This is a genomic window from Nocardioides sp. Soil_C_8, from assembly GCF_057656315.1.
Window position 1 is genome coordinate 1,048,443 of record NZ_JBDGKQ010000001.1, and the last position, 17,315, is coordinate 1,065,757.

The 17,315-nt window shown below is 72.7% G+C and carries 16 protein-coding genes; 2 read left to right on the forward strand and 14 right to left on the reverse strand.

The genetic code is table 11. From position 1 onward, the window contains the following. Positions 1-53: 53 nt before the first annotated feature. The 6 genes from ccsB to hemL all read right to left on the reverse strand — a co-directional run bounded on the left by ccsB (position 54) and on the right by hemL (position 6,064). The gene (gene ccsB / locus AC3A3L_RS05130; RefSeq protein WP_487638936.1) at positions 54-1,103 is read right to left on the reverse strand and encodes a c-type cytochrome biogenesis protein CcsB; all 1,050 of its coding nucleotides are present in this window, start codon (positions 1,101-1,103) and stop codon (positions 54-56) included. Continuing rightward, a complete protein-coding gene (resB, locus tag AC3A3L_RS05135; protein WP_487638937.1) occupies positions 1,100-2,749 on the reverse strand; it encodes a cytochrome c biogenesis protein ResB in 1,650 nt (549 codons plus the stop codon). Before resB ends, ccsB begins: the two co-directional genes overlap by 4 nt. Then, the gene (locus AC3A3L_RS05140) at positions 2,746-3,495 is read right to left on the reverse strand and encodes a cytochrome c biogenesis CcdA family protein (protein ID WP_487638938.1); all 750 of its coding nucleotides are present in this window, start codon (positions 3,493-3,495) and stop codon (positions 2,746-2,748) included. The genes resB and AC3A3L_RS05140 overlap by 4 nt, the downstream gene beginning before the upstream one ends. Then, positions 3,488-3,943 (reverse strand): TlpA family protein disulfide reductase, encoded by a 456-nt coding sequence (locus AC3A3L_RS05145; protein WP_487638939.1) that lies wholly within the window; start codon positions 3,941-3,943, stop codon positions 3,488-3,490. The genes AC3A3L_RS05140 and AC3A3L_RS05145 overlap by 8 nt, the downstream gene beginning before the upstream one ends. A 113-nt stretch (positions 3,944-4,056) precedes the next feature. After that, positions 4,057-4,734, reverse strand: coding sequence for a histidine phosphatase family protein (locus AC3A3L_RS05150; protein WP_487638940.1), 678 nt, complete (start codon positions 4,732-4,734; stop codon positions 4,057-4,059). 1 nt (position 4,735) lies between these two features. Beyond that, on the reverse strand, positions 4,736-6,064 hold the full coding sequence (gene hemL, locus AC3A3L_RS05155; protein ID WP_487638941.1) for a glutamate-1-semialdehyde 2,1-aminomutase: 1,329 nt from the start codon (positions 6,062-6,064) through the stop codon (positions 4,736-4,738). 245 nt (positions 6,065-6,309) lie between these two features. On the opposite strand from hemL, the gene AC3A3L_RS05160 reads away from it, so the two are divergent. Continuing rightward, complete coding sequence (locus tag AC3A3L_RS05160) at positions 6,310-7,470, forward strand: lytic transglycosylase domain-containing protein (protein ID WP_487638942.1); 1,161 nt, start codon at positions 6,310-6,312, stop codon at positions 7,468-7,470. Positions 7,471-7,503: 33 nt separating this feature from the next. On the opposite strand, the gene hemB is transcribed toward AC3A3L_RS05160, so the two are convergent. From hemB to AC3A3L_RS05200, 8 genes are all read right to left on the reverse strand, one after another. After that, complete coding sequence (hemB, locus tag AC3A3L_RS05165) at positions 7,504-8,499, reverse strand: porphobilinogen synthase (RefSeq protein WP_487638943.1); 996 nt, start codon at positions 8,497-8,499, stop codon at positions 7,504-7,506. Between the two features lie 53 nt (positions 8,500-8,552). Beyond that, complete coding sequence (locus AC3A3L_RS05170) at positions 8,553-10,205, reverse strand: bifunctional uroporphyrinogen-III C-methyltransferase/uroporphyrinogen-III synthase (protein ID WP_487638944.1); 1,653 nt, start codon at positions 10,203-10,205, stop codon at positions 8,553-8,555. Further along, positions 10,202-11,161, reverse strand: a complete 960-nt coding sequence (gene hemC, locus AC3A3L_RS05175) for a hydroxymethylbilane synthase (RefSeq protein ID WP_487638945.1) — start codon at positions 11,159-11,161, stop codon at positions 10,202-10,204. The genes AC3A3L_RS05170 and hemC overlap by 4 nt, the downstream gene beginning before the upstream one ends. Beyond that, positions 11,158-12,456, reverse strand: coding sequence for a glutamyl-tRNA reductase (locus AC3A3L_RS05180; protein ID WP_487638946.1), 1,299 nt, complete (start codon positions 12,454-12,456; stop codon positions 11,158-11,160). The genes hemC and AC3A3L_RS05180 overlap by 4 nt, the downstream gene beginning before the upstream one ends. Then, the gene (locus AC3A3L_RS05185) at positions 12,453-13,127 is read right to left on the reverse strand and encodes a redox-sensing transcriptional repressor Rex (protein ID WP_487638947.1); all 675 of its coding nucleotides are present in this window, start codon (positions 13,125-13,127) and stop codon (positions 12,453-12,455) included. Before AC3A3L_RS05185 ends, AC3A3L_RS05180 begins: the two co-directional genes overlap by 4 nt. A gap of 386 nt (positions 13,128-13,513) precedes the next feature. Further along, on the reverse strand, positions 13,514-14,482 hold the full coding sequence (locus AC3A3L_RS05190) for an MsnO8 family LLM class oxidoreductase (protein WP_487638948.1): 969 nt from the start codon (positions 14,480-14,482) through the stop codon (positions 13,514-13,516). Between the two features lie 51 nt (positions 14,483-14,533). Continuing rightward, positions 14,534-14,773 (reverse strand): glutaredoxin family protein, encoded by a 240-nt coding sequence (locus AC3A3L_RS05195; protein WP_487638949.1) that lies wholly within the window; start codon positions 14,771-14,773, stop codon positions 14,534-14,536. Continuing rightward, positions 14,770-16,338, reverse strand: coding sequence for a class I adenylate-forming enzyme family protein (locus AC3A3L_RS05200; RefSeq protein WP_487638950.1), 1,569 nt, complete (start codon positions 16,336-16,338; stop codon positions 14,770-14,772). The genes AC3A3L_RS05195 and AC3A3L_RS05200 overlap by 4 nt, the downstream gene beginning before the upstream one ends. Positions 16,339-16,392: 54 nt before the next feature. Here AC3A3L_RS05200 and AC3A3L_RS05205 point away from each other — a divergent pair, with 54 nt between their 5' ends. Beyond that, positions 16,393-17,280 (forward strand): HAD family hydrolase, encoded by an 888-nt coding sequence (locus AC3A3L_RS05205; RefSeq protein ID WP_487638951.1) that lies wholly within the window; start codon positions 16,393-16,395, stop codon positions 17,278-17,280. Positions 17,281-17,315: the final 35 nt, after the last annotated feature.

Genomic DNA, 17,315 nt, shown 5'->3' on the forward strand with positions numbered 1-17,315 from the left:
TCGTGTGGTTCCTCGTCAGGCTGACGCTGCGCCGCCTCGATGGAGGCGGGTCCTCACGCCCGCGTGTGATCGGACCCGACGACGACCCCGACTTCCTGCGCGGCCTCGACCGGCCCCGCAAGCCCGAGGACGACTGACGTCTCCGGAGCGGCCCCCTCGGCGTAGGAGTGCTGGCTGCTGGAGCTGAAGAAGTTGATCCCGATGAAGTTGAACCACAGGGTCGCGGCACCGACGAGGGCGAGGATCGCGGCGTTGCGCCCGCGCCAGCCCGCGGTCGCTCGGGCGTGCAGGTAGGCGGCGTAGACCACCCAGGTGATGAAGGCCCACACCTCCTTGGGGTCCCAGTTCCAGTAGGCCCCCCACGCCTGGTGCGCCCAGATCGGGCCGGTGATCAGGACGGCGAACGTCCACACCGGGAACCCGAAGGCGTGCATCCGGTAGGACAGCCGGTCGAGCACCTTGAGGTCGGGCACCCGCGCGAGGTAGCCGGTGGTGGCGCCGGAGCGCGACTTCACGAGGTAGAGCGCGGACAGCAGGGCGCCGATCGTGAAGGCTCCGGTGGAGATGACCGCAGCGACGACGTGGATGACCAGCCACGGCGAGTTCAGCGCGTCGGGCAGGGGCAGCACCTTGTCGTCGAGGCCGAGGAAGGCCGCCATCAGGGCGGCCACCACGAAGGTCGTGACCAGCGGGCCCAGCCACTCGATGTCGATGCGCGTGGTGGCGAGCACGAAGATCAGCGCCACCACGAAGGTGCCGGAGATCGTGAACTCGTACATGTTGCCCCAGGGCACCCGGTTGGGGTCCGCCGCGAGCCCGCGTGCGACGAGCGCCACGAAGTGGATGACGACGGCGAAGACGGTCAGGACGAGGCCGAGGCGGCCGGCCACCTCGCTGCGGCGGCTCGGGGCGGGCTGCTGGTCGACCGCGACGGCGTCGCCCGTGCCGGCGCCGGCTGCGCCGGCGCTCACGAGCTCGGCCTCCTTGCTCGCCGTGCGCAGGCTCGCCAGCTCGAAGAAGTAGGCCAGCATCGCGAGGAAGTAGAGCACCGCGGCGGCGATGACCGCCTCGTAGCTGAACACCTCCCACCACTTGTCGCTCACGACTCGTCCTTCCTGTTGCTGTCGGTCTTCACGCTGGTGTCGCCCTGCAAGGCTGCCACGACGTCCGCGATCTCGGCGGCCCCGTCCTCGGGGTCCCCGCCGGACGACCGGTCGAGGCGGGCGACCTCGACGAGCGTGGTGCCGTCGGACTGCCGGCGCGCGCGCACCCACATCCGGCGCGGTCGCACGAACAGCGAGCCCAGCAGGCCGATGAGGGCGGCGACCACACCGCCGAGCGCGACCAGCGAGCCCGGGCTGCGGCTGACCTGGATCTTGTTCCACCGCTGCAGGCCGTCGAACGTCACCGTGCCGAGGCCGTCGGGCAGCGTCGCGGTGTCACCGGGTCGCAGGTCCATGCGGAACGGCCGCCCGTCCTTCCTCGTCACCTGCGTCGCGTCGGCCTTGTCGAGGACGTACACGGACTGGGCGCTGCCGTCGTCCACCCCGATGTTGCCGGTCCAGAGGCTGAGGGACACCAGCGGGTCGAGCGCCTCACCGAAGAGGGACGCGGGCATCGTGAGGTTGCCGTCCTCGTCCTTGCCCATCGCGAAGGTCGGGTAGAACGTGCCCTCGAGGCCGATCTGCCCCGGCTCGGCGAACGGCGCCTTGACCACGCCGAACGACTCGAAGGTCTGGGCGTTGGTCGGGAGGAACACCACCGGCCCGCTCTTGGCGACGTTGCCCTCGCCGTCGCGGATCGTGAGGACGGGCGCGTAGCCGTGGCCGATGAGGAAGACGTCGGTGCCGCCGATCGAGAGCGGGTGGTTGACCTTGAGGTCGTAGGTCTTGTCCTCGCCGCCCGGCTCGGTCGTGTAGTCGAGCGTCGCGACGAACTCGCGCGCCATCCCTGCCCGCTCGCCCTCGGTGAGCCAGTCGACGTCGAAGTCGGTGATGCTGAAGGAGAACGGCTCCATCACGTCGGGGTCGAAGAGCGCGCCCGGCGCGAAGTCGTCGTACTGGGTCAGGTTGTTGGAGAAGCCGTAGTCCTTGCCGTTGAGCAGGATGACGCCACCCTTGTAGCCGAACAGGCTGCCGGCGGCGACGCCGACCAGGACGACGATCACGGCGAGGTGGAAGACCAGGTTGCCCGCCTCGCGGAGGTAGCCGCGCTCGGCGTCGACCGAGTCGTCCCCGCGGGCCAGCCGGAAGCGCCTGCCCCTGAGCTCGTCGGCGGCGCGCGCCAGCACGACCTCGGGGGCGTCGTCGGTGGTGTACGACGTGCTCTCCGGCAGCCGGGTGAGGTGGCGGGGCGCCTTCGGCGGTCGCGCGCGGAGGGCGCGGGCGTAGACGAACAGGCGCGGGATGATGCAACCGACGAGCGAGACCATCAGCAGGATGTAGATCGCGGAGAACCACACCGAGCCGTAGACCGAGAACAGGTCCAGCCGGTCCCAGATCGGGGCCAGCCTGGGGTGGTCGTCGCGCCACTGGCTGACGGCGAGGGAGTCGATGTTCTCCTGCGGGATGACCGAGCCCGGGATCGCCGCGAGCGCGAGCAGCAGCAGGAGCACCAGTGCCGTGCGCATCGACGTCACCTGCCGCCACGTCCACCGGCCCAGCTCGCGGGCGGTCAGGTCGGTGGGCAGGGCGGTCGCCTGGCGGTCGTCGGACGGCCGCTGGCGCAGGTCGGGCTGGAGGTCGGTCACACCGGCACCGTGAATCCCTGGACGACCTGCAGCTGGAGCCACTGCACGATGCGATCCCACCACCCGGTCACGAGCAGGACGCCGACGAGGATCATCATGACGCCGCCGAGGCGTACGACGAGCAGCTGGTGGCGGCGGATCACGGCGAACGCGCCCAGCATCCGCCGGTAGGCGAAGGCCGCGGCGATGAACGGCAGCCCGAGCCCGAGCGCGAAGACCGCGGAGAGCAGCGCGCCGCGGCCGGCGGTGGCCTCGTTGACCGACAGCACGTTGATCGCCGCCAGGGTCGGGCCGACGCACGGCGTCCAGCCGACGCCGAAGAGGAAGCCCAGCAGCGGCGCCGCGGCGAGGCCGACGGCGGGCACCTTGTGGATGCGCCAGTCGCGCTGGAGGAAGCCGAACGCGCCGAGGAACGCGACGCCGAGCAGGATCGTGATGACCCCGAGGACGACGTTGAGCTGCCGGGTGTGGGTGAACAGCCACGCGCCGGCCGCGCCGGTGAGGCTGCCCAGCAGCACGAACACGACCGAGAAGCCGAGCACGAACAGCGTTGCCCCGACCACCATCCGGCTGCGCCGCGCCTGGTCGAGGTCTCCACCGGAGATGCCGGTCGCGTAGGACAGGTAGCCGGGCAGCAGCGGGATGACGCAGGGGCTGAAGAACGAGATCAGGCCGGCGGCGAGGGCGACCGGCAGGGCGAGCACCATCGACCCGGAGAGGGCGGTCTCCTGGAACCAGTCACTCATCGCGCACCGTCTCCACGAGCGAGATGAGCGTCTGCGTGGTCGGGATCCGGCCGTTGACCGACGCGGCGACGCGACCCTCGGCGTCGAGGACGACCGTGCTCGGGATCGACCGTGGCGTCAGCGTGCCGGCGAAGGGCAGCAGCGCCGAGCCGTCGGCGGAGTAGATCGAGGCGTAGGGCACGTCGAGGTCGCGGACGTAGGCGGCGGCGTCGTCCTGCGAGGCGTCACGGATGTTGAGGCCGAGGAACTGCACGTCGTCGCCCAGGGCGGCGGCGGCCTCGTTGAGGTCGGGCTGCTCCTTGATGCACGGCGGGCACCACGACGCCCACACGTTGACGACCACCGGCCCGCCACGCAGGTCCGCGAGGTCGACGTCGGCGCCCTCGAGGTCGGTGCCGGTGAGGTCGACGGGCTCGCCACGGTCGGCCGGCGCCACCTCGGTGGGCACGCCGGTGCCGGAGATGTAGCCCTTGTCACCGGTGCCGGACAGGCCTGAGCAACCCGCGAGCGCGAGCAGGCAGGCGAGGCCCAGGAGCGGGCCGAGGAGCAGGCGGGCGAGCTTCAGGGCCGGTCCTCCCGCGGGGCCCCACCGGCCGAGAACGGGGCGGAACGGTCGGCGACCGGGATGAGGTCGCCGGCCGGCTCGGAGTAGCGGACCTGCGTCACCCGGTCGTCGTCGAAGACGACGCTCGTCAGCGAGCACAGCGTGCACTGACGGGTCTTCGGGTGGTGGAGGTAGCTGCGCCTCTCCAGGAACAGCCGCGTCGTCCAGATGGGGAGCTGGTGGGACACCACGACGGCCTCGTGGCCGGCCGCGGACTCGCGGGCGTCGTGCACCGCGGCCATCATCCGCGCGGCGATCTCGTCGTAGGGCTCGCCCCACGACGGGGTGAAGGGGTTGTACATGTGGCGCAGCAGGTCGGGACGCTTGAGGAACGTCTTCGCCCCGGCGCCGAAGTTGACGCCCTGGAACTTGTTGCCGGACTCGATCACCCGCGGGTCGACCTGCGGGGTGATCCCGAGCCGTGCCGCGAGCGGCGCCAGGGTCTCCTGCGCACGCTCCAGCGGTGACGTGCGGAGGTGGACGATGTCGCGGTCGCCGATGGCCTCCGCGATCCGCTGCGCCATCTGGTGGCCGAGGTCGGACAGGTGGAACCCGTCCATCCGGCCGTAGAGGACGCCCTCGGGGTTGTGGACCTCACCGTGCCGGAGCAGGTGGACGACGGTCTGGACTCCCATGTCAGTAGCCTCCCGCCGCAGCGGCCGCAGAGGCGGCGGCCGGCAGCGCGTCGATGATGGTGGACACGGCTCGCTCGTCGTGCGCCGCGGAGACGAACCACGCCTCGTACGCCGACGGGGGAAGGTAGACGCCCTGGTCGAGCATCGAGTGGAAGAACGCGGCGTAGGCGCCGGTGTCCTGCTGGCTCGCCTCCGCGAAGTCGCGGACCGCGCCGTCGCGGAAGAACACCGAGAACATGGTGCCGGCGGTCTGGACGACGTGCGGGACGCCGGCCGCCTGGAGGTGCTCTGCAGCGGCCGCCCGGATGGTCTGCGCGGTGGCGTCGAGCTGCGCGTAGACCTCGGACGTCGCGAGTCGCAGGGTGGCGAGGCCGGCCGTCGTGGCGACCGGGTTCCCCGAGAGGGTGCCGGCCTGGTAGACGGGACCCTCGGGCGCGAGGTGGGCCATCAGGTCGGCGCGACCGCCGAAGGCGGCCGCCGGGAACCCGCCGCCCATCACCTTGCCGAACGTCATCAGGTCTGGCGCCCAGCCCTCGACGGCGCCGTCGAGGCCCCACCCGCCCTGCGCGGTCGCGCGGAAGCCGGTCATCACCTCGTCGCTGATGAACAGGGCGCCGTGGGCGCGGCAGGTCTCGGCGAGGAAGGCGTTGAATCCCGGTGCCGGCGGAACGACGCCCATGTTGCCCGGCGAGGCCTCGGTGATCAGGCACGCGATGCGCGGGCCGTGGGCCTCGAAGGCGGCCGTCACGGCGGCGCGGTCGTTGTAGGGCAGGACGAGCGTCTCGGCGGCCGCCGTCGCGGGTACGCCGCTGGTGCCGGGCACCGCGAGAGTCGCGACGCCCGACCCGGCCTCGGCCAGCAGCGGGTCGACGTGGCCGTGGTAGCAGCCGGCGAACTTCACGACGAGGTCGCGGCCGGTCGCGCCGCGCGCCAGCCGGATCGCGGACATGGTGGCCTCGGTGCCGGAGGAGACGAAGCGGACCCGCTCGACGGGCGTGCGCGCCACGATCTCCTCGGCGAGCTCGACCTCGGGCTCGGTCGGGGTGCCGTAGGACGTCCCCCGAGCCACGGCGCCGGCCACGGCCGCCTGCACGTCGGGGTGTGCGTGGCCCAGCAGCATCGGGCCCCAGGAGCAGATCAGGTCGACGTAGTCGTTGCCGTCGGCGTCGGTGAGCCAGGCGCCCGACGCGGAGGTGATGAAGCGCGGCGTCCCGCCGACCGCGGTGAAGGCGCGGACGGGCGAGTTCACGCCGCCGGGAGTCACGGCCCGGGCACGCTCGAACCAGGCCTCGCTGGCCGCGGTCGTCGAGGGGATCGTCGCGGAGGTCACCGGGTCATTGTCACGCAGGCGCGCAAGGGATCCCCATTCGGTGCGCGCCGGCCTCCCCCGGATGTGGGTTGGCGCACAGGCGACTCGCGCGTAACTTGGTGTGACGGATCGTCGTTCACCAGGTGTGGACGTGCCCGGAGGGGGTACGAGGACTCCACGACGACCGCGGGACGACCAAGGGGAGTGCGCACGACATGTCGAGTTCCACCCGACTGCACCGAGCGATCGCCATCATCCCGTTAGCGGTGCTCTCCGCCGCATGGACGGCCAACCTGGCAGGTGTGGGCGTCGACCCCGCGAGCGCCGACCCCGACGGCTCGCACACCCTCCCCGACGGCACCGTCCTGCCGAGCGCCGCGATCCAGGCGCCAGCCAGCGTGGGCGACGCCGTGACCCGCGCCGCCTCGCTCAACCCCGGCACCGCCAGCGACATCCCGCAGGCCGCCCTGTCGGCCTACCAGCGGGCCGAGGCCGTGATCAACGAGGCCGACAAGGGCTGCAACCTCCCGTGGGAGCTGATCGCCGCCATCGGTCGCGTCGAGTCCGACCACGGACGCTTCGGCGGCAACGCGCTCGACGAGCGGGGAGTCGCCCGCCCGGGCATCTTCGGCATCGCGCTCGACGGCAAGAACGACACCCAGCGCATCCTCGACACCGATGCCGGACAGTACGACGACGACACCCGCTTCGACCGGGCCGTCGGCCCGATGCAGTTCATCCCCTCGACGTGGTCGGTCGTCGGCGTCGACGGCGACAACGACGGCACCCGCGACCCGCAGGACATCGACGACGCGGCCCTCGCGACCGCCGTCTACCTCTGCTCCGGCGAGGACGACCTGTCGTCGGAGCAGGGACAGCGCGCCTCGGTCTACCGCTACAACCACTCCAACGCCTACGTCGACCTGGTGCTCGAGATCATGCAGGCCTACATGGACGGCGACTTCAGCGCCGTGCCGACCTCCACCCTCACGTCGGGGGTGATCGTCCCCGACACCAGCGCGTCCACCAACGGCAACGGCGGCAAGGGTGGCAACGGCGGCAAGGGCGACGACGGCGGCAGCAAGGGTGGCGACGGGGACAAGGGCGACGACTCCTCCCCCACCGAGGACCCCACGCCCACGCAGTCCCCGACCCAGAGCCCGTCCCAGACGCAGGCCCCCTCCCCCACGTCGAACCCGACCCAGTCGCCGACGAAGGACCCCACCAAGGACCCGACGGTGGTGCCCACGGTCGACCCGACCACGTCGCTGCCGACGCTGGCGCCGACGCTGCCGCCGCTCCCGACCAACACCATCACCGCCACCCTCACCTGGGCCGAGGCACAGGCGCAGTGCCTGGCCAGCGGGATCTCCGCGCTCGACCTGCCGGCGCTCAACGCCTGCATCAACGGCCTGATGAACCCGTAGCCGCTGGTCGGTCGACCTCGGCCGCTGCGGTGCTCAGGCGCGCAGCAGCCGGGCGGCCTCGGAGGCCCAGTAGGTGAGGATCACGTCGGCACCGGCGCGGCGGATCGAGGTCAGGGTCTCCATGATGGCGGCCTCGCGGTCGATCCAGCCGTTGGCCGCGGCGGCCTCGAGCATGGCGTACTCGCCGGAGACGTTGTAGGCGGCGACCGGGACGTCGACGGCGTCGCGCACGCGGCGTACGACGTCGAGGTAGGGCAGGGCCGGCTTCACCATGACGAGGTCGGCACCCTCGGCGACGTCGAGGAGCACCTCTCGGACGCCCTCGACGGCGTTGGCGGGGTCCTGCTGGTAGGTGCGGCGGTCGCCGACGAGCGAGGAGTCGACGGCCTCGCGGAAGGGACCGAAGAACGCGGAGGCGTACTTCGCGGAGTAGGCGAGCACCGACACGTGGCTGTGCCCGGCGTCGTCGAGCGCCTTGCGGACCACCGCGACCTGGCCGTCCATCATGCCGCTGGGCCCGACCATGTCGACGCCCGCAGCGGCCTGGGCGAGGGCCATCTCGGCGTACGCCGCCAGGGTCTGGTCGTTGTCGACCTCGCCGTCGGGCGTGAGCAGCCCGCAGTGGCCGTGGTCGGTGAACTCGTCGAGGCACAGGTCCGACATGACCGTCAGCTGGTCGCCCACCTCGGCGACGACGTCGGTGATCGCGAGGTTGAGCACGCCGGCCGGGTCGAGGGCGCCGGAGCCGGTGGCGTCCTTGTGCTCGGGGATGCCGAAGAGCATCACGCCGCCGAGGCCGAGCTCGGCCGCCTCGCTGACCGCCCGCTTGAGCGAGTCACGTGAGTGCTGCACGACCCCCGGCATCGACGAGATCGGGTGCGGCTCGCCGAGCCCCTCGCGGATGAAGACCGGCAGGACCAGCGAGCTGGGCACCACGTGCGTCTCGGCGACCATGCGGCGCAGCGCGGGGGTGCGCCGCAGCCGCCGGGGTCGGATGGTCGGTCCCTGGACGTGCGTCTCCTCGGTCACTCCTCATCCTTCCCCAGCGGGCGGTGCAGCGGTGGGTGCAGCGGTGCTGCGAGCTACTTGGCGCGGGCCTTGCGGCGACCCGAGGCGGTGCGCTCGCTCGGGCGCGTGACCGGCTCGCCGGCCTCGAGCATCGCGAGGCGTCGCGCCGCACCGAAGTCGGCGAGGGCGTCGACGAGGACCTCGACGTCGGGCGTCGGGGCCAGCACGTCGACCCGCAGGCCGTGCTCCTCGGCGGTCTTGGCCGTCTGGGGGCCGATGACCGCGATGATCGTCGACGGGTGCGGCTTGCCGGCGATGCCGACGAGGTTGCGGACCGTCGAGGACGAGGTGAACACGACCGTGTCGAACTTGCCGGTCTTGATCGCGTCGCGGACCGGCGCCGGCGGCGGGGTGGCGCGCACGGTGCGGTAGGCGGTGACGTCGTCGCACTCCCAGCCGAGGTCGACCAGGCCGGCGACGAGGTTCTCCGTCGCGATGTCGGCGCGGGGCAGGAAGACCCGGTTGATCGGGTCGAGCACCTCGTCGTAGGGCGGCCACTCCTCGAGCAGGCCGGCGGCGGACTGCTCGCCGGACGGGACGAGGTCGGCACGCAGGCCCCAGTCGGCGATCGCCTGGGCGGTCTTGTCGCCCACCGCGGCGATCTTCAGCCCGGAGAAGGCGCGGGCGTCGAGGCCGTACTCCTCGAACTTCTCGCGCACGGCCTTGACCGCGTTGACCGAGGTGAAGGCGATCCACTCGTAGCGGCCCTCGACGAGGCCGCGCACGGCCTTGTCCATCTGGAGCGGGTTGCGCGGCGGCTCGACCGAGATGGTCGGCACCTCCTCGGGCACGGCGCCGTACTCGCGCAGGCGACGCGACAGCGAGCCGGCCTGCTCCTTGGTGCGGGGCACCAGCGCACGCCAGCCGAACAGCGGCTTGGTCTCGAACCACGACAGCGTCTGGCGCAGGTCGACGACGTCGCCGATGACGGTGATCGCCGGCGGGGCGATGCGCGCGGAGCGGGCGTCGGCGGCGATGTTGGCCAGCGTGGACACGAGGGTGTGCTGCTCGGTCGTCGTGCCGACGCGGGTCATCGCGACCGGCGTCTCGGGCGAGCGACCGGCCTCGACGAGCGCGGCGGCGGTCTCGGCGATGCTGCCGACGCCCGAGAGCAGGACGAGGGTCCGGTCGTCGGCGTAGGCGCTCCAGTCGATCTTGTCGCCGCAGGTGACGACGGCCATCTCCTTGTGGCGCTTGGTCGTCAGCGGGATGCCGGCGTAGGCCGGGACCGCGCTCACCGAGGAGACGCCCGGGACGACCTCGAAGCCGACACCGGCCTTCACGCAGGCCTGCGCCTCCTCCGGACCCGAGGCGTAGAGGAACGGGTCACCGGTCATCAGGCGGACGACACGCTGCTTCTTGCCGTGGCGTACGACGACCTTGGCGCGCGCCGCGTGGGTCAAGGGCTGGCCGTCCTCGCCGAAGCCGCCGTCGACGATCTCCGGGCCGCCGACGAGGCCGTCGGGGCCCTCGACGAGGCCGAGGACCTGGCGGACCAGCTCGACGTGCTCGGGCGCCTCGGTCACGATCACCTCGGCACCCTGGAGGAGCTCCACGGCTCGCACCGTCAGCAGGCCCGGGTCACCGGGACCGCTGCCGACGAACGACACCCAGCCCTGGGCCGGGGCGGGCGCGGTGCTGGCCTGGGGGGTCTGTACTCGCGTCATGCGTGCTGATTCCTCACTGGTGGTCCCTGCAAATGCGATGCAGTCATCAGGTCTGCTGCTCCCTCGTCGAGCATCTCGCTCGCGAGGCGTGTTCCGATCTGTGCGGCCTCGGCGACGGGGCCGGTGGCGCTCCTGCGCACCGTGAGTGCGCCGTCCTCCGAGAGGGCCACGGCGCGCAGCCACAGCTCCTCGCCGTCCTCCCCCTCGACGACCTCGGCCAGGGCACCCAGCGGGGCCGAGCAGCCGGCCTCGAGGGTGGACAGGACCGCGCGCTCGGCCGTGACCGCGGCGCGGGTGGCGGGGTCGTCGAGCCGCGCCAGCGCCGCCACCAGCTCGGTGTCGCCGGAGCGGCACTCGATGGCGAGCGCGCCCTGGCCGGGCGCGGGCAGCATCTGGAGGGGGTCGAGGACCTCGGTGACCTCGTCGAGACGGCCGAGGCGGGCCAGTCCGGCGCGGGCCAGGACGACCGCGTCGACCTCGCCGTCGCGGACCTTGCGGATCCGGGTGTCGACGTTGCCGCGGATGCCCTGCAGCTCCAGGCCGAGGCCGAGCGCCGCGAGCTGGCTGACCCGGCGCGGGGACCCGGTGCCGAGCCGGCTGCCGACCGGCAGCTCGCCCAGCGTCAGGCCGTCGCGGGCCACCACGACGTCGCGGGGGTCCTCGCGCAGCGGGATCGCGGCCAGCGCGATGCCGTCGGCGGGCGTGGTGGGCAGGTCCTTGAGAGAGTGGACCGCGAAGTCGACCCGGCCGTCGAGGAGCGCGTCGCGCAGGGCGCTGACGAAGACGCCGGTGCCGCCCATCTGGGCGAGCGGGGCGGCGTTGCGGTCGCCCTCGGTCGAGACCTCGACGAGCTCGACCTCTCGGCCGAGGCACTCGCGGACGAGGTCGGCGACGAGCCCGGACTGGGTGGTGGCCAGGGCGGACGCCCGGGTGCCGAGGCGAAGGGCGGTGCTCATGGCTGTCCTCCCTCGGTGCGCTCGGCGCGGGAGATGGCGTCGACCGCGTCGGTGTCGAGGCGGAAGAGCTCGGCGAGGGCCGCGGTGTAGGACACGGCCGGCTCGGCGTCGGCCAGCTCCTTGACCCGGACGGTCGGCTCGTGGAGGAGCTTGTCCGCGACCCGGCGGACGGTGTGGAGCACCTCCGCGCGGGTGGCGTCGTCGAGGCCAGGGAGGCGGGCGGACAGGCGCTCCATCTCGGCGTCGACCACCGAGGTGGCCATCGAGCGCAGCGCGACGACGGTGGGCGTCACGCTCGCCTGGCGTCGTACGGCGAGGAACGCGCTGATCTCCTGGCCGACGATGGTGCGTACGTCGTCGACGCCGGCGGTGGCCTCGAGCCCGCGGAGCTCGTCGGCGAGACCGGCGAGGTTGATCAGCTCGACGCCGGGCAGGTCGGCCAGCGACGGGTCGACGTCGTGGGGCAGCGCGAGGTCGATCACGGTCAGCGGACGGTCGCCACTGCCGCGCGCGGTGACGACGTCGGCCAGGCGGACGAGCGGCTCGGGGGCGCCGGTGCAGGAGATGACGATGTCGGCGGTGGCGAGCTCGTCGACCAGCGACTCCATCGGCACCGACGTGGCGGCGTACTCCTGGGCGAGCCGCTCGGCGCGGGCGGCGGTGCGGTTGAGCACCGAGATGCTGGCCGCGCCGCTGCGCGACAGGTGGGCGACCGCGAGGGACGCCATCGCCCCGGCGCCGATCACCACTGCCCGGGCGCCTTCCACGGGCACGGAGCTCCGCTCGAGGGCGGCCGTGACCAGTGAGGGGGCCGCGCGGTCGATGTCGGTCTCGGCGTGCGCCCGCTTGCCGACGCGCAGCGCCTGCTGGAACAGGGTGTTCAGAGCCGGGCCGACGGTGCCGTGCTCCTGGCCGACGCGCAGCGCCTCGCGGGTCTGGCCGAGGATCTGACCCTCGCCGACGACCATCGAGTCGAGGCCGGCGGCGACCTGGAAGAGATGGGAGACCGCACCCTCGTCGTAGTGGACGTAGAGGTGCGGCAGCAGGGCCTCGGTGGACTGCTCGGCCCGCGCGACGAGGAGGCCGGACAGGTCCTCGACGCTGCCGTGGAAGCGGTCGACCTCGGCGTAGACCTCGAGGCGGTTGCAGGTCACGATCGCCGTCGCCTCGGAGACGTGCTCACCGCCCATCACGTCCTGGATGAGCTTGGTGGCGCCGTCGCCGTCGAGCGCGAGCTTCTCGAGGAGCTCGACCGGGGCGGACTTGTGGGAGATGCCGACGACGAGGACGCTCACGAGACCACCTCCGATCCAGGAGCGATCGACTTGCGCTGCTCGTGGTAGGCGAGGATCTGCAGCTCGATGGAGAGGTCCACCTTCCGTACGTCGACGCCCTCCGGCACCGTCAGGACGGTCGGGGCGAAGTTGAGGATGCTGGTGATGCCGGCGGCGACCATGCGGTCGGCGACGGACTGGGCGGCCACCGCCGGCGTCGCGATCACGCCGATGGAGACGGCGTCGTCGGCGACGATCGACTCGAGGTCCTCGAAGGAGCGGACGTCGAGCCCGGCGACGACCTCGTCGTGACGGTCCGGGTCGGCGTCGAGGAGCGCGACCACGCGGAAGCCGCGGCTGCGGAAGCCGGAGTAGTTGGCGAGCGCGTGACCGAGGTTTCCGATGCCGACGATGACGACCGGCCAGTCCTGCGTCACCCCGATCTCGCGGGCGATCTGGTAGCGGAGGTACTCCACGTCGTATCCCACGCCGCGGGTGCCGTAGCTGCCGAGGTAGGAGAGGTCCTTGCGGAGCTTGGCGCTGTTGACGCCCGCCGACGCGGCGAGCTCCTCGCTGGAGCAGGTGGTGGTGCCGCCCTCGGCGAGGCCGGTCAGGGCACGCAGGTACACGGGAAGCCTGGCGACGGTCGCCTCGGGAATGTCCCGGGCAGAGTCGGGGGTCCGTGCGGTCACAGCTGCTTCTTTCCAGTCCCGCGAACCTCGCGTGACCCCGTCACTGTAGGAGTTTGTGAACGGTTGAACAAAACGGCGGAAGAGGCGGCTAGCACATGTGAGAAGACCCACCCGAAGCGGGGGTCCTGCGACTTGCGCGGAGGGTGACGACCGACTAACGGAGGGGCTTCTGCGCGAAGGCTGTCCGCGCCGGTCGAGGATGGGCCTCCGGCGCTGGTCGAGGAGGGACGGAGTCCCGCCACGAGACCCGCCCGACCCTCGCGGAGGTGGCTACGGCGCCCCTTCCATCGCGCGGCTCTTCCTCAGCGTTCCGAGGTCGGACTTCCTTCATCCGCACCCCGTCAGCGGTCCCAGCTGCCCGGTCGAGCCGGCTCGGCAGCGGACCATCAACGCAGCAGATCGCGCAGCATCGCGTCCGAGGCGAGGAGGGCCTCGCGGTCGGAGGTGGAGCTGCTCGCCAGCAGCTCGTCGGCACCGGTGGCCTCCACCAGCGCGTCGAGGCGACGTCGTACGGTCGCGGGGCTGCCGGCCACGGCCCGGTCGAGCGAGGCCTCGACCCGGCGGCGCACCTGGCTGGGCCACGACGCCTCGCGGATGGCGTCGACGCCCTCGAGCGGCGGGAACTCACCGGTCTGGCGCGACCGCGCCATCGCCCATGCCTCGGGCAGGGCGAGCTCACGCGCGGTGGCGTCGTCGTCGGCGACGAGCACGTCGAGGGAGACCGTCACCCGCGGCTCGCTGCCGCAGTGTGACCGGAAGTCGCGCCGGTACGACGCCAGGGCGGGCGCGAGCTCGGCGGAGCCCAGGATCGGACCGCCGACGACCACCGGCAGTCCCAGCCGCGCGGCGACCTCGAGCCCGCGCCCGGTCGCGAGCACGTGCATCGGCACCGGCCGGTCGGTCGCGGGCCGGGCGGTGACCTCGGCCGTGCCCTCGAGGTAGCCGCGCAGCTCCGCGAGGTCGTCCTCGAAGGTGTCGCCGTCCTCGTGGTCGCGTCGCAGCGCGCGACGCACCGGCGGCGTGAAGCCGAGCGACCGGCCCAGCCCGAGGTCGACCCGGCCGGGGTGGAGGGCCTCGAGCACGAGGAACTGCTCGGCCACCACCAGCGGCTGGTGCAGCGGCAGCATCACGCCGCCCGAGCCGATCCGGATCCGGTCGGTGCGCGACCCGATCGCCGCCAGCAGCACCGCCGGCGTCCCGGAGGCGATGCCCGGCACGGCGTGGTGCTCGGCGACCCAGAACCGGTCGTAGCCGACCTGCTCGGCGCGCACCGCCCTGGCCACGGTCGCCTCGAGGGCCTCGGCGTCGGGCAGGCCGACGCGGGTGCGGGAGCGGTCGAGCAGGGAGAGCCTCACGCCCTCCTCAACGCGCGACCCCCCGATCGGCATCCCGGCACGGGAGGGAGCTCAGGCCAGCGCCGCCCGCAGCCGGGCCTCGTCGACGCGCCAGAAGTCGTGCTGCCTGCCGTCGACGAAGGTCACCGGTACGTCGTCGCTGAAACGGTCCTCGAGCTCGTCGTCGGTCGTGATGTCGACCTCCTCGAACGACTCCCCCAGGTCGGCGCAGACGCGCTCGACGACTGCCCGGGCGTCGTCGCACAGGTGGCAGCCCGGGCGGGTGTAGAAGGTGATGCGTGGGGTGGTCATTCTAGGAGCCCCTGGACCCGGCGCCGCTCGAGGCCGCGCAACCGCCCCTTCTGCACCTTGCCGGTCATGGTGAGGGGCAGCGCCTCGACGACCTCGATCCGCGAGGGCTGCTTGAAACGCGCCAGCCTTTCCTCGGCGTGGGCGCGGACGGCGTCCTCGAGGTCGGCGGGGCGACCCGCGTGGGCAGCGCCGGGGGACGCGACGACGTACGCCACCACCGCCTCGCCGCTTGCCTCGTCCGGCACCCCGATCACGGCCGCGTCGGCGACCCCGTCGACCTCGCGGAGCACCTCCTCGACCTCGGTGGGGTAGACGTTGAAGCCGCTGACGATCACCAGCTCCTTGACGCGGTCGACGAGGAAGAGGTCGCCGCTGGCGTCGAGGAAGCCGACGTCGCCCGTGCCGTACCAGCCCTCGTCGTCCGGACCGTCGGCACCGTCGGGCCAGTAGCCGCTGAACAGGTTGTCGCCGCGCACCTGGATCTCGCCGGGGTCCTCCCCCTCGACCTGGCCCCAGGTCTCGTCGACCAGCCGGAGCTCGATGCCGGGCAGCGCCGCCCCGACGGAACCGGCCCGCGGCTCGCGGCTGCACAGCGTGCTGGTCACCACCGGCGACGCCTCCGTGAGCCCGTATCCCTGGTGCACGGGGATGCCGGTGATCGCGGTGAACTCCTCGACGACCGCGCCCTCCAGTGGCGCCGACCCGGACAGCACGAGCCGCACGGGACCGAGCCGCTCGCGCAGGTGCTCGTCGGGCAACCAGTGGGCGAAGACGGGCGGTGCGATCGGCACGACGCTGCACGCCTCGTCGTCGATGAGGTCGAGCACGGCCTCGGGCTCGAAGCGCTCGACCAGCAGCAGCCGGGCCCGGTGGCGCAGCACCCCGCCGAGCACGGCGTTGAGGCCGTAGACGTGGAACAGCGGGAGGACGCCGAGCACCACGTCGTCACCGTGCATCATCGGCGGCTCGACGGCCGCGACCTGCTCGATGTTGGCCAGCAGCGCCCGATGGCTGAGCATCGCCGCCCGCGGCAGGCCCGAGGTGCCGCTGGTGTAGAGGAGGGCGGCGAGCTTCTCGGGGTCGGGCAGCGGCGGGACCGGACGTACGTCGTCCGCGCGGAGGCCGTCGAGCGCGAGCTCGCCGCTGTCGGGCGCGGCTCCGGTGACGACCACCACGGGCCGGTGCGTGTCGGGGCCGAGCTCGGCCAGCGCGGCGCGCACGGCACCGACCGCGGTCTCGTCGGCGACCACCATGCGGGTGCCGGAGTCGGCGACCATCCGGGCCAGCTCGCCCGGGGCGGAGCGGGGGTTGACCGGTACGGCGACGACCTGGGCCCGCAGCACGCCGAGGTAGGTCGTGACGAACTCGATGCGGTTGCCGATCGCGATCATCACCCGCTGCCCCGCGCGGATGCCGTGGGCGCCGAGACCCGTCGCGAGGCGGGCGACCTCGTCCTCGAGCCCGGCCCAGGTGAGCGAGCGGCCGCCGCTCTCGACGAGGGCCTGCCGGTCGGGCACGTCGTCGGCAGCCTCGGCCACCAACGCGGAGATGTCGTGGCGCGGCATGCGCCGATCCTTCCACAGCCGAGCACGGACGGCGGGCGCCGCTAGGCTTGACGGGTGACTCCGTCGGAGCGGCCCAGGCGCCTCAACCTGCAGCAGCGGTCGGCCCTCGCGGGCGAGGCCGCGGCGGCGTCGGCGGAGGTCGAGAACGCGCTCGTGTGGCCCAGCGACCCGACCGCGGCCGCCTTCTTCGACGTCGACAACACGATCATGCAGGGCGCGAGCATCTTCCACTTCGCGCGCGGGCTCTACCGCCGCCAGTTCTTCACCACCAGGGAGATCGCCTCCGCCGCGTGGAAGCAGGCCTACTTCCGGATCGCGGGCGTCGAGGACCCCGAGCACGTGGCCGACGCGCGCAACTCCGCCCTGTCGTTCATCGCCGGCCACACCACCACCGAGCTCGAGGAGCTCGGCGAGGAGATCTTCGACGAGGCGATGGCCCACCGCGTGTGGCCCGGGACCCGCGCCCTGGCCCAGATCCACCTCGACGAGGGCCAGCGGGTCTGGCTGGTGACCGCCGCACCGATCGAGATCGCCACGATCATCGCCCGGAGGCTCGGCCTCACCGGTGCGATGGGGACGGTGGCCGAGCACGTCGACGGCGTCTACACCGGCCGCCTCGTGGGCGACCTCCTCCACGGCCCCGCCAAGGCGGAGGCGATCAAGGCGCTGGCCGCCCGGGAGGGCCTCGACCTCGCCCGGTGCTCGGCGTACTCCGACTCCAGCAACGACCTCCCGATGCTGTCCCTGGTCGGCGACCCCTGCGCGATCAACCCCGACGCCCGACTGCGGGCGCACGCCCGCGCCCAGGGCTGGCGCATCCACGACTACCGCACCGGCCGCAAGGCGGCACGGGTGGGCTTCCTCGGTGCCGCGGTCGCCGGGGCGGTCACGGGCGCCGTCGCCGCCGGGGTGAGCCTGCGCGGGCGCGACCGTTCCGCCTGACTTGTAACCCGTAGTTACTCACGGGTTCACAAGAC

Bases quoted from the DNA above. Each gene is read 5' to 3' on its own strand.
- AC3A3L_RS05140 (WP_487638938.1), bottom strand. From the start codon at position 3,495: ATGAGTGACTGGTTCCAGGAGACCGCCCTCTCCGGGTCGATGGTGCTC.
- AC3A3L_RS05150 (WP_487638940.1), bottom strand. From the start codon at position 4,734: ATGGGAGTCCAGACCGTCGTCCACCTGCTCCGGCACGGTGAGGTCCAC.
- AC3A3L_RS05170 (WP_487638944.1), bottom strand. From the start codon at position 10,205: ATGACGCGAGTACAGACCCCCCAGGCCAGCACCGCGCCCGCCCCGGCC.
- hemC (WP_487638945.1), bottom strand. From the start codon at position 11,161: ATGAGCACCGCCCTTCGCCTCGGCACCCGGGCGTCCGCCCTGGCCACC.
- AC3A3L_RS05195 (WP_487638949.1), bottom strand. From the start codon at position 14,773: ATGACCACCCCACGCATCACCTTCTACACCCGCCCGGGCTGCCACCTG.
- AC3A3L_RS05200 (WP_487638950.1), bottom strand. From the start codon at position 16,338: ATGCCGCGCCACGACATCTCCGCGTTGGTGGCCGAGGCTGCCGACGAC.